Source organism: Pseudomonas fluorescens HK44 (assembly GCF_000217955.3).
GTDB lineage: Bacteria > Pseudomonadota > Gammaproteobacteria > Pseudomonadales > Pseudomonadaceae > Aquipseudomonas > Aquipseudomonas fluorescens_AQ.
Window position 1 is genome coordinate 1 of sequence record NZ_AFOY02000015.1, and the last position, 21,064, is coordinate 21,064.

The 21,064-nt window shown below is 55.9% G+C and carries 14 protein-coding genes and 1 pseudogene; 9 read left to right on the forward strand and 6 right to left on the reverse strand.

Annotated elements, in window-relative coordinates; genetic code table 11:
• The coding region (locus HK44_RS12745) for a helix-turn-helix transcriptional regulator (protein WP_024264891.1) at positions 1–805 on the reverse strand (805 nt) is incomplete at its 3' end.
• Between the two features lie 107 nt (positions 806–912).
• Between HK44_RS12745 and HK44_RS29730 the strand changes: the two genes are divergently transcribed.
• The 5 genes from HK44_RS29730 to HK44_RS12765 are packed head-to-tail and all read left to right on the forward strand — an operon-like array spanning position 913 to position 4,228.
• Entirely contained in the window at positions 913–1,359 is a 447-nt protein-coding gene (locus HK44_RS29730) for a hypothetical protein (RefSeq protein ID WP_242031560.1), read from the forward strand.
• Positions 1,360–1,392: 33 nt separating this feature from the next.
• The gene (locus HK44_RS29735) at positions 1,393–1,797 is read left to right on the forward strand and encodes a tetratricopeptide repeat protein (RefSeq protein WP_242031561.1); all 405 of its coding nucleotides are present in this window, start codon (positions 1,393–1,395) and stop codon (positions 1,795–1,797) included.
• A gap of 26 nt (positions 1,798–1,823) precedes the next feature.
• Entirely contained in the window at positions 1,824–2,423 is a 600-nt protein-coding gene (locus HK44_RS12755) for a hypothetical protein (protein WP_019691123.1), read from the forward strand.
• A 55-nt stretch (positions 2,424–2,478) separates the two neighbouring features.
• Entirely contained in the window at positions 2,479–3,480 is a 1,002-nt protein-coding gene (locus tag HK44_RS12760) for a hypothetical protein (protein ID WP_019691122.1), read from the forward strand.
• Positions 3,467–4,228 (forward strand): SIR2 family NAD-dependent protein deacylase, encoded by a 762-nt coding sequence (locus tag HK44_RS12765; RefSeq protein ID WP_019691121.1) that lies wholly within the window; start codon positions 3,467–3,469, stop codon positions 4,226–4,228. The genes HK44_RS12760 and HK44_RS12765 overlap by 14 nt, the downstream gene beginning before the upstream one ends.
• Positions 4,229–4,252: 24 nt before the next feature.
• Here the strand turns inward: HK44_RS12765 and HK44_RS12770 are convergent, their stop codons facing one another.
• Together HK44_RS12770 and HK44_RS12775 are read right to left on the reverse strand one after the other, a co-directional pair.
• Positions 4,253–4,783 (reverse strand): hypothetical protein, encoded by a 531-nt coding sequence (locus HK44_RS12770; protein WP_019691120.1) that lies wholly within the window; start codon positions 4,781–4,783, stop codon positions 4,253–4,255.
• A gap of 16 nt (positions 4,784–4,799) precedes the next feature.
• Entirely contained in the window at positions 4,800–5,036 is a 237-nt protein-coding gene (locus tag HK44_RS12775; RefSeq protein WP_141651705.1) for a hypothetical protein, read from the reverse strand.
• Between the two features lie 869 nt (positions 5,037–5,905).
• Here HK44_RS12775 and HK44_RS12780 point away from each other — a divergent pair.
• Complete coding sequence (locus HK44_RS12780) at positions 5,906–11,602, forward strand: DUF3320 domain-containing protein (protein ID WP_019691119.1); 5,697 nt, start codon at positions 5,906–5,908, stop codon at positions 11,600–11,602.
• Between the two features lie 244 nt (positions 11,603–11,846).
• Complete coding sequence (locus HK44_RS12785) at positions 11,847–12,539, forward strand: hypothetical protein (protein WP_019691118.1); 693 nt, start codon at positions 11,847–11,849, stop codon at positions 12,537–12,539.
• A 63-nt stretch (positions 12,540–12,602) separates the two neighbouring features.
• Here the strand turns inward: HK44_RS12785 and HK44_RS29740 are convergent, their stop codons facing one another.
• The gene (locus HK44_RS29740; RefSeq protein WP_024264892.1) at positions 12,603–12,869 is read right to left on the reverse strand and encodes a PD-(D/E)XK nuclease family protein; all 267 of its coding nucleotides are present in this window, start codon (positions 12,867–12,869) and stop codon (positions 12,603–12,605) included.
• A 371-nt stretch (positions 12,870–13,240) separates the two neighbouring features.
• Between HK44_RS29740 and istA the strand changes: the two are divergent.
• Both istA and istB read left to right on the forward strand, forming a co-directional pair.
• Positions 13,241–14,782: pseudogene (gene istA / locus HK44_RS12795) on the forward strand (IS21 family transposase); the annotation flags it as partial.
• A gap of 19 nt (positions 14,783–14,801) precedes the next feature.
• Complete coding sequence (gene istB / locus HK44_RS12800; protein WP_024264895.1) at positions 14,802–15,551, forward strand: IS21-like element helper ATPase IstB; 750 nt, start codon at positions 14,802–14,804, stop codon at positions 15,549–15,551.
• 56 nt (positions 15,552–15,607) lie between these two features.
• Here istB and HK44_RS12805 read toward each other — a convergent pair whose 3' ends face one another.
• Both HK44_RS12805 and HK44_RS12810 read right to left on the reverse strand, forming a co-directional pair.
• Entirely contained in the window at positions 15,608–18,430 is a 2,823-nt protein-coding gene (locus tag HK44_RS12805) for a UvrD-helicase domain-containing protein (protein WP_024264896.1), read from the reverse strand.
• 2 nt (positions 18,431–18,432) lie between these two features.
• Entirely contained in the window at positions 18,433–21,048 is a 2,616-nt protein-coding gene (locus tag HK44_RS12810) for a PD-(D/E)XK nuclease family protein (RefSeq protein WP_242031569.1), read from the reverse strand.
• Between the last annotated feature and the right edge of the window lie 16 nt (positions 21,049–21,064).

Sequence of the window (21,064 nt, forward strand, 5' to 3'; positions counted from 1 at the left end):
GGTTTTCCGCTAGTCGCTCGTACATCTCTTGGCTTAAAAGCAGACGTAGCGGTACCGGCGTATCTGACGCAAGGCTGATCAGGCTGCGCTGCGCGCTAACCGAGTTGATATCGTAATCTTCAGGGGGCGCTATTTTTTCTGGAATTGTTTTAACTGAAATGAACCGATGTAGTGGCAAGGCCACCGGCCGGGTGTCTGGTTGATTCGCAAATACGCAGGAGAGGTAAATGTTGGAATCTTGATAGGACAATCCAAGCGGTAGAAGGCGATAGGACTTAGCTTCGCGTGCGCCGCGTTTGAGGTATTGAGCTTCGACAGCGTAGTCATCAAGTAGCGCCTTCTGAAGGGACTCGAGTACCTGAGGGTCTACCTTGCCCGGTTTTAAAGTGATGAAGCGGGTATTGCTGATGACTTTTTTAGACCAGTCCTGAGACGGCCGGGCCTCACGCATCAAAGACCGGGCATATTCATGCAGTGCCGAAAGATTGGTGACTTGGGCCGCCATACCAAACCGACTGGCGTGGTTCATGATCATCACTAGGCTCATCGCATCGGTCGGCAACAGGCTTAAGCGAGAAAGTGATCTGTCTGCCCACCAGATCCTGGCTTTGGCTGTAGGTGATTTAGGTTTACTTTTTACATGAGGGAAGCGTTTTTCCAACTCGCGTAGATGGCGTTGTAGGGTGCGTAGATCGACAAATATTCCTTGGTTTTCGAGGCGTTCATGGATGGTTTTTGTGTCAATGGCGCTTTCCATGCGGGGCAGCAAACCTAGCAGCACTTCCTGACGAAAGAGTTGTTCCACGGAGATATCCCTGCCTTTCAATTATCTGGGTTGCTATGCGACACAGGTTGTCGCCCATGTCTGGAGAATGGGCGGGACCCGATAAGTCCGCCGATCAGGACATGAGCATGACTAAAGACGCCGAGGTGTTCAATCTATTGGAGGGCATATTGCCCATGGTCAATGGCATCCGGTTTTTCGAGCCGGACGACGTGCTGGCCCTTTATGCCGGCATCGGCATTCCTTCGCTACGAATTTTGGAGATCGGCCAAGCCAACGATTTTTGCCTGGCGAGTTACTATCAAATCAAAGTCGCCAATCCGCTTCGTGGCATGGTCGAACCTGGCAGGTTACGAGTCCACTATGAATCTCTGCGTGGTGATGCGATGGCTTCAGCCCCTGATGCTCTGAATGACCTGGGCTGGCTATGGCTCAATGGCATTCGAGTACAGTTCGAGTCTGCTCTAGCCCGACGGCTTTTCAAGTTAGCCTTCGTTCTTGGTTCCACAGAGGCGGCTTTCAATCTCGGCGAACAAGCCTTCTATGGTAAGGGTGTACCGGTTGATCGGGTCTAGCTATAAGCTACTACGAACAGGCGTACGAGGGCGGTGTTCTCTGCGCCGCGCGCGCTGGGTAGCCTGTATTGCGAAAGTGCCGACGACTGGACGGCTGATCATCGCAAAGCTGTGCAATGGTACATGCGGGCAGCTGAAGACGATGATCTTGATGCCTGCTTCCTCTTGGGTTGCCTGGTGTTGGATAACCACTCACCCACTCATGAACTGGCACTCGGAATCTACTGGCTGCAATGGGCGGCAATGAAGGGACACATGATGGCGGCCGAGTGTTTGGCCTCTCTCTATAACTCGACCCTGCTGGCACCGCCAGACCCGGATGGACTCATGTATGACTTTTGGCCTGATCATGCTATCCGGCTTGGCAGCCAGTGGGCATTGGGCGTGGGCGTCGTCGAACGTCGACTTCATTTTTTTACTGTCTCGAAGACACTTTGAAGATAGATGAACATAAGGAGCAACACATGAGTGCAGACCTTTTCCGGGCAATACCTGAAAGCAAATTGGCGGCATCAGCACAGGGAATCAAACGCCAGATGTCAGCCAGGATTCCCAGCAATGTCCCGTATGTAGTCGATAACCTGTGGGAATGGTCACGGCCTGAACATTACCCATCCCGACGCCATTCAATATATGCCAGTCCCACACCGGAATTGGCTTTGCTGAATGCCAGCGCCGCCTTAGTAGGGAGTGATCGGTACGTTGCGTGTCGGTTAATAGTGGCACCTTCAGCGATAAAGCTGGCGCAGCTTGAAGTGGTCGATGCCAGGCACCACGCAGATATTCGCCTGATTACCCAGTGGCTCAGCCGTCACAGCAAGGAGTTAACCGAGATTTCCGTTGCCCAAAAACGCGATATCGCCTTATTGTTCCTCCCGGGTCTGAGGCGCGATGAGTTGGAAAAGCTACGCCTTGAGAGTGGTGTAGTAGGTGAACTCTGCGAGTTGGTGCGGACCCATGCAACGTTCTGGGCAACAGCATCTTCTGTGCCCCGAAAAGGTGAGGGCGAGTTGTTTTTTGAGTTAATAGACGAATCTGGTAGCTACCGCCTAGAGCCGATATAGTGAATATGGCTGCTTACCAAGAACAATCATTGGACGATTTGGAGCGCCGCTTAACATGCCGACAGTCAGCCTAACTGCCAATCAGCAAGACTTTGCCGACTATCTGGAAGATCTCTGGTCACCTCGAGAATTCCCTCTTTCTCAATCATCCGGGGAGGCCGGGTCGCAGTTCGCGTTATTGGGCATTTCCGGCATTTTTCATTGCTATGAGATTACGAACCACAGAGCTTGGGCGAAATGGAGAGCCAAACTCGGCGACCATCCTACGAGCCAGTGGTGGTGCTCTACGCTGGAGGAGGCCTATCTAAATTATTCGTGGCCTGAGAAACCGGTACCCGATTCTTTTCAGTGCATCGCTCAGCGATTGCGGCAAGGGTTGAGTTCTGGCAGTAACGAGGACGTCAGAGATGCCTGTTTAGATATTTTTGAATGGGGGGGAGTGGCGAGAAAACCAAACGATAGCGCGCGCGTGTGGGTGAATAATCAGGCCGATATGGTGCGGTTATGCGATTCAATCAGAATGGCGGTCGAGTTTCTTCAGCCAGGATGCGCAAGCTCCCTAGCCATATTTGATGGACAAGAATTGTTAATGAACTCGGCTATGACCAAGGTCTATGCCGCTGCTGATCCGTTAAATATCATCATGTACGACGGGCGAGTAGGAGCAGCATTGGGTTTGCTGACTCGGTACTGGCTACAAAATCTTGGTTCCCTGAGTGTTCCGGCCGATCTGTCGTTTCGCTGGGGGCCGAAACGAGGGGCGCAGCCTGATGCACGTGATCCTTCGCTGGGGGTGTACAAATTCAAATCGCTGTATCAGCCAGCCCAACAGATGGCTCAGCAAAATCAGTCGTGGGCCGAACTGGTGCGCAGTAGTGGCGGCATACTAGGAAATATGGCTTCCTCATTGAACAATCGAGGCGTCAGCGTGACAATTGACGACATCCAGAGGGCGTTGTTCATGATCGGCTACAACGTCAAATACCCATGCGCCTGGACCGGTATTTCTGTTTCACCCGCTAAAGCCCCAACTGACGCCGCATATGCAGTTATCTGATCAACTACTGAAGACGCTTCGCTCTGCGTCTTACGTCGTGGTTTTCAGCGGTGCGGGAGTTTCTGCGGAAAGTGGTATTGCCACTTTTCGCGATGCACTCAGTGGTCTCTGGGCGCGTTTTGATCCCGCAGACCTTGCCACTCCCGAAGCTTTTCTGCGTGATCCAGCACTTGTCTGGGGTTGGTACGAGTGGCGTCGCCGGCAAGGGCTAGAGGCGCAGCCTAATAGCGCGCATAAGGCTATCGCTGCGTTAGCTGCTCGGGTGGCAAAGCTCACGGTCATTACCCAAAATGTCGATGACTTGCATGAGCGAGCTGGAAGCTCCGGCGTAGTGCACTTGCATGGGAGCCTAAACGAGCCTCGCTGTTTTGCTTGCAATAAACCCTACCGCGAAACCGTAATACTGCCCGCTTTGCTCACGAGTGGCGAAAGGATCGAGCCTCCTCGCTGTTCACAGTGCAACGGAAAGGTTCGACCTGGGGTTGTCTGGTTCGGCGAATCTCTGCCGGACGTTGCATTGTTGGCCGCCTACGATGCAGCCCGTCATTGCGACTTACTGCTTTCCATCGGAACCTCCGGGTTGGTTCAGCCTGCGGCGCGGATTCCCCAGGTAGCGCTCGACAATGGAGCGACGGTCGTACACATCAATACTCAGCCCGTAACCAAGCTGCATGATCGGGAGTTTAGCTTGGTCGGCCTGGCTGGCGAGGTCTTGTCAGAATTGCTTGAACAGGCATTCAAAACTTGAGCTAAGTGCATTGCTCTTAAAAAATCAGCCCGGACGATCATCGCCCTTACGCCCACCCAGTAGCGTTTTAATCACCGCCACCAGAATCAGCGATAAAGCCACCATGCTGATGACGTACCAAACTCCGCTGATGAAAGAGTCCCAGTAGCTAGGGTGCCTGTCACCAGACTCGATGGGACCAATCAGTTGCCCACCTGATTTCCAATAGCTCAGAGCCGGTTTCCATGACTTTTCCGAAAGGCTCCGGTTCTGCCAAGCGGCATCACTGTTGCAAGCCAGTCGATTTATGATGATGGCGTACTCCTTCGCGCCGGGCGTTTCGGTGACCTTACAGACCTGCCCAGTAAAGCTGTCCGGAATGACACCGTTGAGTTTGTCGCTCGACAGCAAGACGCAATCCATGCAGAACGTCTTAAGATAGTCTCGTACTACTCTATCGGTGGCAGGTTCCTCATCGTCGAAGTAATGATCGTAGAGAATTTGCCCATAGACGACTTGTCGTGTGTCGGTATCTTTTACCAGTAAAACCTTCTGAATCTCTTCGGGCTTCCTCATCTTAACCCCACTACCGTCAGATGTAAGATGTTGAAAATACTAAAGAAAATATGGCACCGATCACAAGCAGCGCCCAGATCTCTGTTCCATTCACCGCGAAATGTAAGCAACTGAATATCAGACCCCAGAGCGCTGCACTCACGAGTACACCGACAAGTCGCCCCTGCCAGCGGGCTCTTTCGTGATCGATTTCAGGTACCGGCAAAGGCATGGGGTTGGGTGGTGCTGGTGGGGGAAAGATACGATCAGTCATGATGTTGTATTTCCTGGGTTGGGAATTACTGAATCTTAGGCGGGCTGAGCGACATGCTGTGTCGTATAGCTTTCATAACCCGGCACCGCCGGAATGAGCCAGTTCTTCGCAAGGTCGGGAGGAGAGTTGAAATAGGTGCATTTTCGCAGTGGTAATTGGGGGGCACTATTAATTGCTGTTGCTGGAGTTAGGCCAATGGTGGTTCTGGCCTCATTCCAGTTATATTACGACCGGCAGCAATCGACTCGGGCTGTGTGAAAATGCATGCACCGTTTTGTAGTCTGCGTTGCTACGTAAAATCTGTCGGCGCTTGGTTAATCAGCAGACCTGAAATTTGCGTAGGATCGCGATTTTCGTTCCGGTTCTGACTGTCGAACGTGCTCTAAACGTTTTCACACAGCCTGGACCCAAAACTGCCGATCACCAGTCGCTGCCACCTACTTCGTTCGGGCGAAAGTCTGGCTGTGGATTCAACCGGTCGACGCAACACAACTAAATTCTGTGTAACCGTTTTTAAACCAACACGAATCGTGTCCAGGTCTTTATTTCTATATATAAAGAAGGTATTGGCTCCCGACGAGGTACCACGCTGGAGCTTTCGGCGAAGCCGGTAAGTATGTAAGTGAAACGGGCTTCGCCGAAGGTGGCCGGTGTGGGGGCCAGAAGCACCTGTACGCCAATAAAGGGCAAGCAGGTAGGACCGGAAAGTCGACAACGTGGCATTCAGCAGTCGCTTAAACCATATGCCTGAAAAATACGACTGGATTCCGAGATAAAGAAATTCCCAACCAGTGATTAGTCATGGACTATAAGGGTTTATTTAGCTGCCTCTTTATGAGGCAAGCACTGGTAGCTTCGGGAGCCCGTGGATGAACATCAAGATTGAGGCGCTGATCGCTCGTAAGATCGGCTTCGCTTCCCACCAGAACGCCATTCCGCTTGTACGAGAATTGAGCATTTGGAACCAGGAAGAAACAAATCTTGAAAATCTGATACTGACTTTAAGCACCGACCCAGATTTCGTTGAAAGCCGGTCTTGGCATATTGACCGGATTCATGCGGGTGATCGCCTTAGCATTTCTGAGCGCGACATCAAGCTCAACGCTGGCTATCTGTCCGGGCTGAGTGAAAGCCTGAGCGCCGATGTGGTATTGCGCTTGTCCCAAGGCGAGAACCTACTCGTCGAGCAGCGCTTTCCCACTGAGCTGCTTTCTCGCACTGAATGGGGTGGTTTGAGCGCCATGCCAGAGTTGCTGGCAGCTTTCTGCATGCCCAATGATCCAGCGGTAGACCGAGTGCTCAAAGCAGCTTCTCAAGTCTTGCGGCGTGCAGGAAAGAAAGATGGCATTGATGGCTACGAAAGCAAGTCACGCACGCGCACATGGGAGCTTGCCTCCGCCATTTGGTCTGGGGTGTGCAGCTTTCAGTTGAGCTATGCATTGCCTCCAGCCAGCTTTGAGCAACAGGGCCAGAAGATCAGGCCACCAAGCGTGATTCTGGATAACGGCGTGGCAACCTGTCTGGATACGGCATTGCTGTTCGCTGCGGCTTTGGAACAGGCTGGATTGAATGCCCTGCTTATCATGACAAAGGGGCACGCGTTTGCAGGTGTCTGGTTGCAGCCTCAAGAGTTTTCCCAACTGTTGACTGACGAAGCGTCGGCAGTACGCAAGCGCTTGGATCTGAAGGAGATGGTGGTTTTCGAGACCACCTTGGCGACCCAATCGCCGGCACCGAATTTTAGCCAAGCGGTCGCAGCTGCGGAGCGGCAACTAGATGATGAGCAGTTCATCATGGCAATCGATTTGCACCGTGCTCGGATGCAGAAGATCCGCCCAATGGCGCTTGTGTCAGCAGTCAATGCATCCGACGTGACAGACGATACTCCGCCAGCTGCTGAAGGCTTGGAGGAAGCCCCAGCACTGCCAGGGTTCGATGTCGAAATCAACGAGGGTAACGAAGGTCCTGCCGGTAAATTAACGCTCTGGCAACGCAAACTCCTCGATCTGACTACTCGCAACCGTCTACTGCATTTGCCAGACAGCGCTAAAGGCGTGCGTCTTCTCTGTCCGGATCCAGCAGCTCTTGAAGACCTTCTTTCGAGTGGCCAGCGCATTCGAGTGGTGCCGATACCTGACCTGAATAGCAGCGGCCGTGATGTGGCCGTGTACGAGCAGCAGAATAATGAAAGCCTGGTAGACGAAGTCGGCCGTCAAGCGCTCGCGCGGGGTGAAGTGCTCGCCAGCCTGGAGAAGGTCAAGCTTGAAGCAACCTTGATTGAGCTATTCCGAAAGGCGCGCAGTGATCTGGAGGAGGGCGGGGCAAACACGCTGTTTTTGGCAATCGGCTTTCTTAAATGGAAGAAAAGCGCCGAAGACCCGAAGACCTACTCCGCACCACTGATTTTGCTGCCGGTGAAACTTGAGCGCAAAAGTGCCTTGTCTGGGGTGACGCTGACGTTGCTCGACGAGGAACCGCGTTTCAACCTAACTCTACTTGAATTGCTACGTCATGATTTTGAGTTGGTGATACCCGGGCTCGATGGCGAGCTACCAAGTGATGAAAGCGGCATCGATGTGACCGGCATCTGGAACATGGTTCGGCGAGCGGTACGCGACGTGCCCGGATTTGAGGTGAGTACCGAACTAGTTTTGGGCACTTTCTCATTTGCCAAATATTTGATGTGGAAAGACTTGAATGCCAACGGGGCACAACTGCTGCAAAGCCCGTTGGTCAAACATTTGTTGGAGCCTAAAGAAGCAGGTGAGGGCTTCTCTGGCTCAGACGAGTTTCCTAGGCCGGAGCGTCTGGACTCATCAGTAACGCCTGCTCAGCTTTTTGCTCCGTTGCCAGCTGACTCTTCGCAGTTATCTGCCGTGGTGGCATCTGCCAGCAATCATAGCTTTGTAATGGATGGGCCTCCGGGAACCGGCAAGTCGCAGACCATCGCCAACATGATTGCTCATAACCTTGCGCTAGGCCGTCGCGTTTTGTTCGTGGCAGAGAAACGGGCCGCCCTTGACGTGGTTTATCGTCGCCTGGCAGAGAAGGGGCTGGGTGAGTTTTGCCTGGAGCTGCACTCAAGCAAAGCGTCCAAAGTTGAAGTACTCAAGCAGTTGGATCGCGCATGGGATGTGAGTGACGCATTGAGCGCCGAGGATTGGGAGCGTGAGGCTGCTCGATTGCAAACGCTGCGCTCGCGACTTAACCAGTTGGTCGAGGTCCTACACCGACGCTGGAGCAACGGTCTTTCCTTGCATCAAGCGATTGGTCGCGTCGTGCGTGATCATGGTCCTCAGACGCCGAGACTGGCTTGGCCACCAAGCACGCGGCACGATGCTGCCGAGTACGGCCAGTTACTTGACCTCTCGCGTCGGCTCGGACTTAACGGTGTTGCCGCGCGCGACCTCTCAGGTAAGTTTGGTGCTCTGGCGCAGACCCAATGGTCAAATGCCTGGCAGGCAGAGATCGCAAGCACCTCACGTGAGTTGCCGCAGGCTCTTGACGCCTTAAATGATTCGAGTGAAAAGCTGCTTAAGCTTACGCACCTGCCGTTGTCGACGGCCGAAGTAACCCAGGTTCAGCAGTTAAATGAATTGGCTACTCTGATCCTGGAATCCCATGGCCTAAACCTTTCATTCGCATTTGCTCCCGACGCCGCTACGCGTATCGATTCTGCCCGACGTGCTTACCAGTTGATCGAGAGCTATCGCGAGCTGGAACAAAGTCTGTCGCTAAATTATGCGGACGAAGCGTGCCGTCGCATTCCATTCGAAGCAATTAAAAGTGAATGGCGAGAGGCTGAGGGTAAGTTCTGGTTCTTGGCTACTTTCGCCAAGAAAAAGGTAGCTAAGAGATTCGCCGCTTTAGGTGGCGCGGCGGGCTTGCCGGACACACTTGGTGACCTCGCAACTTTCGAGCGCCTACAATCGCTGCTAGTGGAACTGGACGCTTTGGCAAGTGACATGCAGTCGATCCCTGGCTGGCAAGGTCTGACCAGCGACACCTCCCGTACACTGCGGATCATCACACTGGGTGAAAGTCTGCGCGGGCTGCTGAGTGGTTTGGCCGAATCACCCGACCACTTGGTTTCATTGCGCGGCGCAGTCGCGCGTCTGGTCATCGATGCAAATGAAATGTTGGTGCCAGGTGGACAAGTCAGTGCAGCGCTATCAGCGTTGCAACAAGCCTTGTCCCGCTACGATGAGGCCGCTCGGCTGTTTGCTGGTTTGGCTGCAACAAGCCCAGAGACGCATCCGACCGTTGCTGCTCTGCGGGCCACTTCTCTTTCCATACAGCAGCAAGAAGAGCAGCTAAAGGCTTGGTGCGATTGGTGCCGTGTGCGCGAGCAGGCTGCCGAGGTCGGTTTGGCCAGTCTGGCGCAAGCATTGGAAACAGGAAGCCTTTTACCATCGGCAACCGAGCATACCTTTGTCACTGCCTATGCTCATTGGTTTGCGACACAGGGCATCGACAGCGAACCGGTCTTGAGAAACTTCGTCGCTGCCGAGCACATGAGTGACATCGGGACTTTCGTTCGTTTGGACGACGAACTGGCGAAACTGACGGTACGTTATATCCGGGCGAAACTATGTGGCCTAATCCCTTCCAAGAATGACATCCCTAAGAGCAGCGGCTTCGCCATTCTCAAGCATGAATTGCAGAAGTCTCGCAGGCACAAACCAGTCCGGCAGCTGGCTATTGAGATGGGTGACGCGCTGAATCGCCTGGCACCGTGCATGCTCATGAGCCCGCTGTCGATTGCGCAGTTCTTGCCTGCCGATCAGCCCCCATTCGATCTGGTCATCTTCGATGAGGCTTCGCAGATTGCTCCATGGGACGCAATCGGTTCGATAGCTCGGGGCAAACAGGTAGTTATCGCCGGTGACCCTCGTCAGATGCCGCCTACAAACTTCTTCAGCCGTGGTCCGAATGCTGGCGACGACGACACAGCAGAAGACATGGAGAGCATCCTGGACGAATGCTTGGGAGCCGGGGTGCCGAGCCACAGTTTGAGCTGGCACTACCGTAGTCGCCATGAAAGCCTGATTGCGTTCTCCAACCATCGTTACTACGACAGTAACTTGATTACCTTCCCGGCAGCCGAAACTCGCGCAAGTGCTGTTGAGTGGCGCAGGGTTGAGGGCGTGTATGCAAAAGGAAAAGGGCGTTACAACCAGGCTGAGGCTGAAGCCATTGTCAGTGAGACAGTCAAACGTCTAACCGATCCTGCGTTCGTCGCTGCGGGTCATTCAATCGGGATCATCACGCTCAACTCTGATCAGCAAAAGCTGATCAACGATCTGTTGGACGCTGCCCGTAAGCAATACTCACAGATTGAGCCGTTTTTCCAGGATACCCAGACCGAACCTGTCGTCGTCAAAAACCTGGAAACGGTCCAGGGCGATGAGCGAGACCTGATTATGCTCGGGATCGGCTACGGACCAACCGAGCCGGGTGCGCAGGTTATGTCGATGAACTTCGGCCCTCTCAACAAGGACGGTGGATGGCGCAGGCTAAACGTAGCCATCACACGGTCACGTCGAGAGATGTTGGTGTTCTCATCCTTCGATCCGTCAATGATCGACCTTAACCGGACCAATGCTCGCGCGGTCCGGGATTTGAAGCACTTCATAGAGTTTGCTCAGCGTGGCCCTAGGGCTTTAGCAGAAGCGGTACGTGGCTCGGTTGGAGGATACGACTCGCCGTTCGAAGAAGCTGTTGCTCAAGGGCTACGGCGACTCGGCTGGCAAGTAGTCCCACAAATTGGAGTATCGCGTTTCCGTATTGACCTCGGCATTGTTCACCCTGATCGTCCAGGCGACTACTTGGCTGGCGTTGAATGTGATGGCGCTACTTACCACAGTGCCGCCACCGCTCGGGACCGGGATAAAGTCAGAGGAGCTATTCTCAGCGGCTTGGGATGGAACCTGGTGCGACTTTGGTCCACGGAATGGTGGGTAAATAAGGAAGGCGCCTTGCAGAAGCTGCACATAGCTCTGAACGACCTTCTTGCTCAATCCCGAGTAGAGGCAGTCGATAGTCAAGTAACCGAGGAGCCACCGGCCGCTCCAATCGTTATCGATTTCTTAAGCGACTCCGGCATTAGTGATGAGTTGCCAGAAGCGCCCATTAGCTCCGTGAGTAAATTGCCGTCGGAGATTGCGGACGTTCGCATTGCTCGCGCTCACAGCGATCAACCTATTTCTCTGGGGCAGAGGGGTGAATATCGCGTCGCCGATCTTTCTACTCTTGCGCACATGATCCAACCCGAGCAGTTTCACTTACCGCATTACAGTCCGGTGCTCCGTCAGATCATTGAAGAGGTGCTACGCCAGGAAGCCCCAATTCTCGACGCACTCTTAGTCCAGCGCATCGCTCGCGCACATGGTTTCCAACGATCAGGACGGCTTATTCGAGACCGAGTGCTGGAACTGGCCGAACAGCACCATCACGTTCGGCAGGAAGGATTTGAGGAGGCATTCGTCTGGCACGCCGAGGGCGATGTGATGGAGTGGTCTGTTGTCGCCAGCGCCCAATTGATCCAGCTGCCGAAATTTCACTGACCCAAGCCGATTCATCGAAAAGCATTACCAGTACTGTTTTTTTGCCGATTGGTGCTGGGCCAGCGATACCCCGGTAACTGGGGCAGTTTCGCATCAGCGGCAACAACATGCGCTTATGCGCAAGCGTCGCCGCGCTTTTAGCTATCTAAATGACTGTTGCTAGCGTTGCAGAGACCGAATGGATTTACCTTACCCATTATTTCGAGCAAGAATTTGCTGGCGCTGACCAGCATAAGGAAGCATTTTGTCTGTCATCAATATCAATGAGTTTCCCGACTTTTTTCGTGCATACAACTGGTCGAACGCGAATCATCGGGCGCGAGGTTATCCGGGCGACATATACCCCAGTTTTCCATGGATCAAATCCTTGGAAGAACGAGGCGCTTGGCTGACGGCGCAACCCGTAGTGGCTGCCGCGCCGACGGATTATGTCCGTGAGCTTCTCGCGTGGGGAGCTGGCAAGAACGATCCCCGGATGAGGTTTGAGGTCGGATTGGGCAACGTGTCACTACTGGGTATCTTCCAGCCGGTGGTTGCCAATATTAGTGATCCAAAGGCCGCGATCACTGCGGCACTTCAGATTCCCGGCTGCGGGTTGACCTATGCATCGAAGCTGCTGCGTTTTTTGCGACCGGATCTGCACGCCAGCCTTGATGGGCGTATACGCGAAGCAATGCTCAAATCCGGGTTGCTGAGCAGGATTTACGACAGTAATGAAAATTCGATGGTCCGAGGCTATGTCGCATTTCAGGGGTATTGCGCTGACTTGGTTGCGCAACTTGATGCGGCGAAGATCGGACGGCCGGGATGCAATCTTCCGGCGGCGCCAACGGCGACAGGCTGGCGAGTGGCAGACGTAGAGATGGCGCTGTTCGCCTGGGCCGACCGCTCGAACTCGGGATCGGATGCTGAGAGCCAACTAGCTATCCATGAGTGAAAAAAGTGCGGCCCGTGCCTGGGCCGCAACTAAGGTTATCAGTCTTCCAAAGCCGCTACTTACTCAAAACACCCGCACGGCACCGGCAGCCGTGGGCAGGAAAATCCATCCTTGTGCTACCTCTTTGCCCGAGGCCATTTGGACGGCTCTGGCATAAGCTTCGAGTTGGCCGATGTGCTCGTCGGCCAATTTATCCCAGCCCGCCATTGGTGAAGGGTTCGATTTGTGATCGATGAGTACCCAGCCTTCATGGGTGTCGAGCAACAGGTCAATACGCCCGTTCAAGACCTGACCGGTCTCCAACACTTGTTGTACCGGGTATTCAGCCATTGCCCGTGACCCCGGCCACCGAGATCCAATCCAGTCGTGGAGTGCGCCCACTTGATCGTAGAGCTGCTGCGCGCACAGATGTTCGAGAAGGTCATGGGACGCCAGCAGGCGGCGAATGTCTTCCAGGACGATCGGCTGATTGCGTATTTCGGCCTATCGTGACCGCCCGTTTCGGTACATCGTGACCGACCATTTCGCTAACGCGTGACCGCTCATTTCGCTAACAACGTGACCGATTTTCCGCCTGTTCCGAAACAGCCGGTCACGCTCTTACCGAAATGGTCGGTCACGCTGTTAGCGAAATACCCTCCACTCCGTTGCGCATGACCTGACGCGCCGCCACCCTCAGTCCCATTTCGGGGAATCGAAGGATGGCGGCGCAGCGAGTAGCCATGCGTAATATCAAAGAATGCCTGCGCCTCAAGTTCGAGGCCGACCTGTCCCACGACAAGATCGCCCGCGCCTTGCAACTGTCCAAGGGCGTGGTCAGCAAGTACATCAAGGCGGCGCGCGACACCGGCATCGAGTGGCCCGCGCTGGCTCTACTGGATGAGGCGGCGCTTGGCGCCGCCCTGATTCCGGCCGCCAAAGTCGTGCACACACGCGGCGACCGCGTGTTGCCCGACGTGATCACCCTGCACCGCGAACTACGTCGCAAAGGCGTGACGCTACAACTGCTGTGGGAGGAATACACCGCCGCTCATCCCGACCAGCCAACCTACCGCTACACCCAGTTCGTCGAGCATTACCGCTGCTACGCACGGACGCTCAAACGTTCGATGCGCCAGCAGCACCGCGCGGGCGAAAAGCTGTTCATCGACTACGCCGGGCCCACGCTGCCGGTGATCGACGCCGCCACCGGCGAGATCCGCCAGGCCCACATCTTCGTCGGAGCCCTCGGCGCCTCGAACTACACCTACGCGTGCGCCACGCCGGGCGAGACCCAGGTGGACTGGCTGACGGCGTTGAGCCAGGCCCTCAGCTACTTCGGTGGCGTCCCCGAAATGATCGTCCCGGACAACCCTCGCGCCCTGGTTGCCCGGCCTGACCGTTATGAGCCGGGTCTGAACCGCGCGGCACTGGAGTGCGCCCAGCACTACGGCGCCATCATGCTCCCGGCGCGCCCGCGCAAGCCGCAGGACAAAGCCAAGGCAGAGGTAGCGGTGCAGGTAGTCGAGCGCTGGATCATGGCGCGGTTGCGGCATCAGCAGTTCTTCAGCCTGCATGCGCTCAATCAGGCCATCGCCGTCTTGCTGGAGGACTTGAACCGACGCCCGTTCAAAAAGCTCGACGGATGCCGACGGGACTGGTTCGAGCAACTCGACCAGCCAGCGCTCAGGCCGCTGCCGGCGCATCCGTATGAGGTCGTGACCTTCAAGCGCTGCAAGGTCAACATTGATTACCACATCGAAGTGAATGGCGGCTTTTACAGCGTGCCCTCGGCCTTGGCCCGGCAAAGCGTCGACGCCAGAGTGAGCGCCCATACCGTCGAAATCCTGCATGGCCACCGGCGAGTCGCCAGCCACCTGTTGCTCCCGCGGCGCGGCGCCTACAGCACCCAGAGCGAACACATGCCGGCCTCGCACAAGGCCCATCGCGACTGGACGCCTCAGCGCCTGCTCGACTGGGGCGAGCGGATCGGCCCGCACGTCCGGCAGATCGTCGAACATCAACTGACCCACAAACCCCATCCGGAGATGGGCTACCGCTCCTGCCTGGGCTTGCTCTCGCTGGCTCGCCACTATGGCAACGAGCGTCTGGAGGCGGCAGCCAGCCGCGCCGTGCAACTGCGCGCGCTCAACAGCCGCACCGTACGCAACCTGCTCAAACAAGGGCTCGACCAGCAACCGCTGCCCAAGGTCACCGCCGCTCAACCCGCCTGCCACGAGAACGTGCGCGGTGCCGACTATTACACCCAAAAGGAGCTGTTCAATGATGACGCAACACACGCTTAATCAATTGCACCACCTGCGCCTCAGCGGCATGGCCAAGGCGCTGGAAGAGCAGTGGACACTGCCAGCCAGCCACAGCTTGAGCTTCGATGAGCGGCTCGGCCTGCTGCTCGACCGCGAGCTGGCCTGGCGCGACAACAAACGCCTGGAGCGACTGCGCAAACAAGCCAAACTCAAATACGCCGGCGCCTGCCTGGAAGACCTCGACCGCCGCCAAGGCAGAGGACTGGACGAACGCCAGCTCGCAACCCTGGCCGGCGGTGACTGGATCCGCCAACAGCACAACCTGTTGCTGACCGGCCCAACCGGCGTCGGCAAAACCTGGCTCGCCTGCGCTTTGGGTAACCAGGCCTGCCGCCAAGGCTACAGCACGCTCTACCTGCGCACGCCACGCCTGCTGGAACAACTGCGGATCGCCCACGGCGACGGCAGCTTCGGCCGCACGCTGCAACAACTGGCCAAAGTCGACGTGCTGATTTTAGACGACTGGGCGCTGGCGCCGCTGGAAGAAAATGCCCGGCACGACTTGCTGGAAGTGATCGACGACCGCGCCGGCTCGCGGTCGACGGTACTGACCAGCCAACTTCCGGTCGATCACTGGCACGGCTGGATCAACGATCCGACAGTGGCCGACGCCTTGCTGGATCGGCTGGTGCACAGCGCGTATCGAATCGTGATGAAGGGTGAGTCGCTGCGACGTAAAAAGACGGAAGAAGAAGCGGCATCGTGACCGATGCGGTTAGAATTTAGACCCCGCGCAATCGGGTGGAGAAACCGGTCACGTTGTTAGCGAAATGACCGGTCACGATGAGCGAAATACGCAGGCTGATCCTTGTCGGCGAATGAAAGACACAGACTGGCGTGGATAGCGGCCCCCAAGACGCTCATTTCCGGGCTGCCCTGAAGCACGATACGTGCCCCTATCTGGCATTTATCGCGATGCGTAGAAAAAGTGCGCGTTTCGCTACTGGAAGGCCGAAATATTAATGGCAGTCTCGGCTTACTGGCCGGATTCGGTGCAAACCAATGAAGTGTTTCAACGCTGACATCAACTGGAATCGGTGAGCTCCGCGGTGAGAGCTTTTGGGCGTTGGCGAGCAGCGTTGAACCGCCGGGCAACCTCAATTGTTGTTCGCCCTCCGGGAGTATCAACCATGGAGCGTTTACGCAGTTGAGCCATGGACCGCTCATGTTTCTAGCGGGAGACGCAATCACCAGCAGATCGCGGGCACGGGTCATGCTGACGTAGAGCAGGCGCTTGGCCTCTTCTGTGGCCTCGTGCTTGCACATGATACCTGCTTCAGAGTCTGCAATTTTTTCGGCTATCGGCACTTTTTGCTGTTTGCCAAGCGGCCATGGCCAGTAGCGAATGAACCGGTCATGCAACGGCCTGTGCGGGTCGAAAATGCTGTTTGAGCGTGTCGATACAGACCATAAGCGATCCCCGAAATCGCGCGCCAGATCCATCAAGATGACCACGGGCCATTCCAGCCCTTTGCTGGCGTGATGGGTCATCACCTGCACGGCATCCAGAGCCGGTACCGGTAGTGCATCACTTTGACTCTTCGCGATTTCGTCTAGCCAAAGAATCATGCCGGAAATGGATGCGGCGCCCAGCCCATTTCGACAAAGTTCCTCATGCTGCTGGGCGAGGTCGATCAGTGCATCGAGGTTGGCCAGTCGTTGTTGCGCCAGGGCAGGGGATGAGGACCACGCAGTCACGAGGGAAAGGAGGTCGCATTCGGCTATAAGGCGTTGCAATGCTTCCTTGGGCGTTATCAGCGCAAGGTCAGCACGCAACAAAGCGATAGCGGCGACCACGGGGTGGGCTGCGTGGTCTTCAATATTGTGTTCACGCCATTGCGCCTGCGGATGTTCCGCTGCTAGATAGCGCAATCGCTCAGAGACCCAGGCTTCGGGCTCCTCGGTGCCGGTGAGTGAAACAATCTGGGCAGTGGCCAATGTATCGGCAGGGTCATTCAAACGACGCAAACATGCCAGCGCAAGAGTCGCCTCGGCGCTGGCCAGTAATCCCGGCTGGGCTGTCGAGCAGTGGAGTCCAGCTTGGGCAAGGGCGCTGGCTACTTTGGTCACGTTGCTGTTTGAGTAGCAAAGAACCGTGATATCGCCAGGGCGAACATTTCGAATGGATTTACTGACGTTATCGAATACAGGGTGACCTTGATCGATCAGTTGCTGGATGCCTGCTGCTAATGCCTCCATGTGCTGAACGACGTTACTACCGTCCAGGCTCCAGTTAGCGAACGCCGGGCCGGGCAGACGGTCCTGGCGAGTGGGTGAAAGCCGTACCTCAGGTGCTGCCAGGTCCGGTTCGAATGCAGGCGCAAAAACGTCGTTGACCAGCTCTACCAGTTCTGGCCGAGAACGCCAGGATTGAGTCAGGACCTCCTTTTGTCCGCCGAGTTGCGGAAGTGACTCGAGGATAGCCTGCATCAAGGCGCTGTCACTACCGCGGAAACCATAAATGGCCTGTTTGATATCACCCACCCAGTAAACCCGTTTAGCCAACTGCGACAATTTCAAGAAAATCGCCAGTTGCATCGGACTGGTGTCCTGGAACTCATCGACCATGACCAGATCCAGCTCTTCCCCTAATACCTGGGATACTGCAGGGTTATCCAGCAATTTAAGGAGTGCATGCTCTTGGTCTGCAAAATCGAGCACGCCCAGTTCACGCTTGGAGTCGCCATAGACCTTCACAACACTGATTGCCAGGCTAAACACCTGCTCGAGGTAGCCCTGGATGTCGTTGTGCAGCGCTCGACTCTCGGCGAAGCGCGCAGCGGTTTCACCTATACGCTCGACCAACGGCTTGAGCTTCTTTTCCGGTTCGGTCTTCGACAGCTTTGCCCAGTCACTCCAGCGAGCGCTGTCCTGACCCAGTGACCGCTGGAAATCCTTGAGCAACGATATGTAGGTGCGCGTGGTGCCAATGTAGCTATCGGCGGCGATCAATTGAGCGAGCACATCGGGAATGGAGGAGAGTAGTTCATCCTTCAAGTCAGAGGATGTAGGTGCCGGGAAATGGGCAAGCAGTTCATCGGCATTGCGTTTAGCAAAACCCTTGGCTGACTCGAGGTCGATGTCATTGGTGCGCAGCTGGCCGAGTATCTGACGCAGGTCGTCGAGCCAGTTGTGAGTTTTAAACTCCCCCGTCTGTTCGTTTATTTCCAGTCCCATACGACGAGCAACAGCGAGGAAACTTTCCAGCATTTCGCCGTTGAGTACACGATCGATGGCCTGGTTCAGCAGCACTTTTGCCTGGCTGTCTTCCAACACACGTTGTTGAGGCGGCATGCCTGCCTCAAAGGCAAACCTCTCCAGTAACTGGCCGCACAGACTATTCACTGTGCCGATACGCGCCAGGCCCATAGCTGTGGCCAGGCCTGTGTTGCCTTGCTTGAGCAGATGGCCACGAACCCGCTCGCGCAACTCCGCTGCCGCCTTTCGGGTGAAGGTGGTGGCAATGATACCGGCCGGGTCGACATCGCCACTGAGCAGTTCCTGATGAAGGATCTCTGTGAGCCGGTAGGTTTTGCCACTGCCTGCGCCGGCGCTGATGAAGGTGATGCGAGGTGGCGTCGGCATGCTCATTGCTCCCACCCGGCAAGAGCCAGGTAGTGGTTATAGGATTCTTTGAGGTATTCCATCGACATTGCTCCAGCAGGCGGGACGGATAGTTCGTCCTTTTCGATACCCTCCAAGGCAACTTCGAATTCCCCACCGGCAATCTGCGCCTGACGCCATGCCCATGTTGATGTAAAGCTCTGCCACAGCTCGCGCGTGGTGCCCGGTGGATTTGCTGGAATGCATTCAGAGTCCGCGAATGCTCGATCATCCGGCGTCAGAAGGCGGGCGGAGTCGAGTATGAAATACCCCACTGAAGGCATCGATCCAGTGGTCTGGCGTAACAGTTCGGCATAGATCGCCAGTTGGAGGTGCCGATTGCCCTTGAGTTGGTCAGGATATGTCTTGCCTCCGGCCCACTTCATGTCGACGACCGCTTGATGGCCATCCGCTTTGGTGATGATCAGATCGGCTGATCCGGCCAGAACGCCCCCCGCAAACTGTCCTTCAAGCTGTGTTTCGCAGATAACGCTTTGTACTGACGCGGCCGAAAAATGAGTCAGCAGCTGCTTCAGTGCCCGTCGCACCCGGTGGCGAAAGGAAGCCAGGTCAGCACCACGGCCGTCCATCAACAGCACCGCGCCTTCCTCTCTGATCACTTGGTCAAAGTGGACCGCGAACCAGGCTGAAAAATCGCCGTCACTCATGTTCATAGAGTGCTGCGAAGTAAAAAAACGCTCTGCTATGCGATGAGCCAGCTTTCCCTTGAGCTTAAAACTGTCGCCTAGGGTGAGGCTTTGCGAAGGGCGAATTCGCGCTCCGTAATGCAACAGCCATTGGTAAGGGTTGAACAGGAACAGATTCAAACTGGAGAAAGACGCTTTTTCCATCGTTGACAGTGGCGTTCGGTCAGGCAGCTTCCACCAGCGTTTGCGCAATGGCAGAGGAGCCAGCCGATGAGGCTGGGACAAAGGGCTTGGGGCAATCAATAGCGCTTCGATCGCCTTGACCTTGGGGTGATCAACCAGCGTTTCCACCATCTGCCATAAAGGATGGCTTTCCTCGTTCTGTCGCCCGAGTACCAAGACCAAATGGCGGTCGGCTGCCAATAGGGGGCGTAGCCAGTCCTGGGAGGCTTGGGCAAGCAGGGTCGCCCCCGTTGGCACTGCCACACCCATTTCTTCAAGTTGCTTGAGTTCTGCGTTGGACCACACCGAATGGCCGGGGAGCACCGGCATGGTCATGTTCCACCACACCACAGTATCCACATGCTCGATAGCCGCTCCGGGTCGCGAGATCGCCAGTTGCGCCCCCACTTGCGCCACCAGTAAGGGGTTATCGTTTCCAGCCCCGGTAGCCTGTTCCACCATTTGCTGCAGCTGACGCGGGCGAACCAGACACACACACTGCGCGACAAGGGTTTCAAGTGCTTGCTCAATGGCTGTGCACTGTGCGTGGCCTGCGTGTGATGCGAGATGGTGTGACGCTTCGGCGCGCCCCATTCGCCCTTGGAAAAATCTGCTCAGCCGTCGGACTCGCCCCAGCACGTCCTCCAAGGGTGCGCCTTGGTCTTTGCTGTATGTCGGGCCCTGTATCCAAGCGGTTATGGATTCCAGAACCTGCGACGCTTCTTCGCCATAGTGCTGGCTGATACCGCCTATTACATCCTCCCAGATGACACCCTCAACCCCGGGCGACGCAGCAATCTTGGCCGCCAGCTTGCGACGCGCATGGGTGCGAATCGGGCATATTGAGTGTGTGAGAAATTGCAGAAGTGCTGAGTAGTTCCTAGGCGCCCAGAGCAACTCCATTGCCAATGGCAACACCTGGAGCGCAGGCCGCAATGCGCTAGTACTGTCGAGCCCCTGACGAGCCCGGCCGGCGCCAACCATATGTGCATCAAGGCAGTCACCTTCCTGGCTCGAAACCAGCAATAGTGACTCAACGTCCGTAAACGAACGACTGAGCCAACTGGCCGCGAGGGCGCGGGTTTGTGCCTGCACAACTTGCACTGTGCCGTCCTCCTGCCAGATGAGAGGGTCAAGCTGTTCACCAGCAATGCTTCTTTGAAGTTGTGCTTGCAGCTGTCCTAAAAAGCCTTTCGCGCGGCCTGAAGGACGCTCGATGGACGCATACGGAAGGCATTGGAGCACGGCTTGCCAGGCGCGGGGGTACGTTTGCCAATTATCAGCCAACAGGATTTTTTCAATCGGCGTTCGACGCGTCTGCAAAGTTGACGCTATGCGTCGCAAGCGCTCGCCCACCGATGGTGCGATGTAGCGCTTTGCTCGCTGTTCAACATCGGCGAGATCACTGATGCGTGCGCTGCCATGAGGGGAGGCATTGCCATCCCAGCCGTGTAGATATAGATCGTCACGCCAGGAGAGCAGCTCGGCAGCGACGCCCAGTTCATCGGCCAGGAAACTGGCGAGATAGAAGCGTTTGGTATCGGCAGCCTGCGCAAGACAATCTCGATACGCTGCTGCTCGCTGGACGGCACAAGGTTTTAGAGCAACCAGCCCAAGCTGTGTTTCGAGAATTTCCAGCAACCCCTGCGGACCCACCGTGACAGACCCAAGTCGATTGCCAGGCCGGATCGGCCGCTGGCCATCGAGTTGCATACCGAATGTAATCTGCATTTCAGACACGTCTATG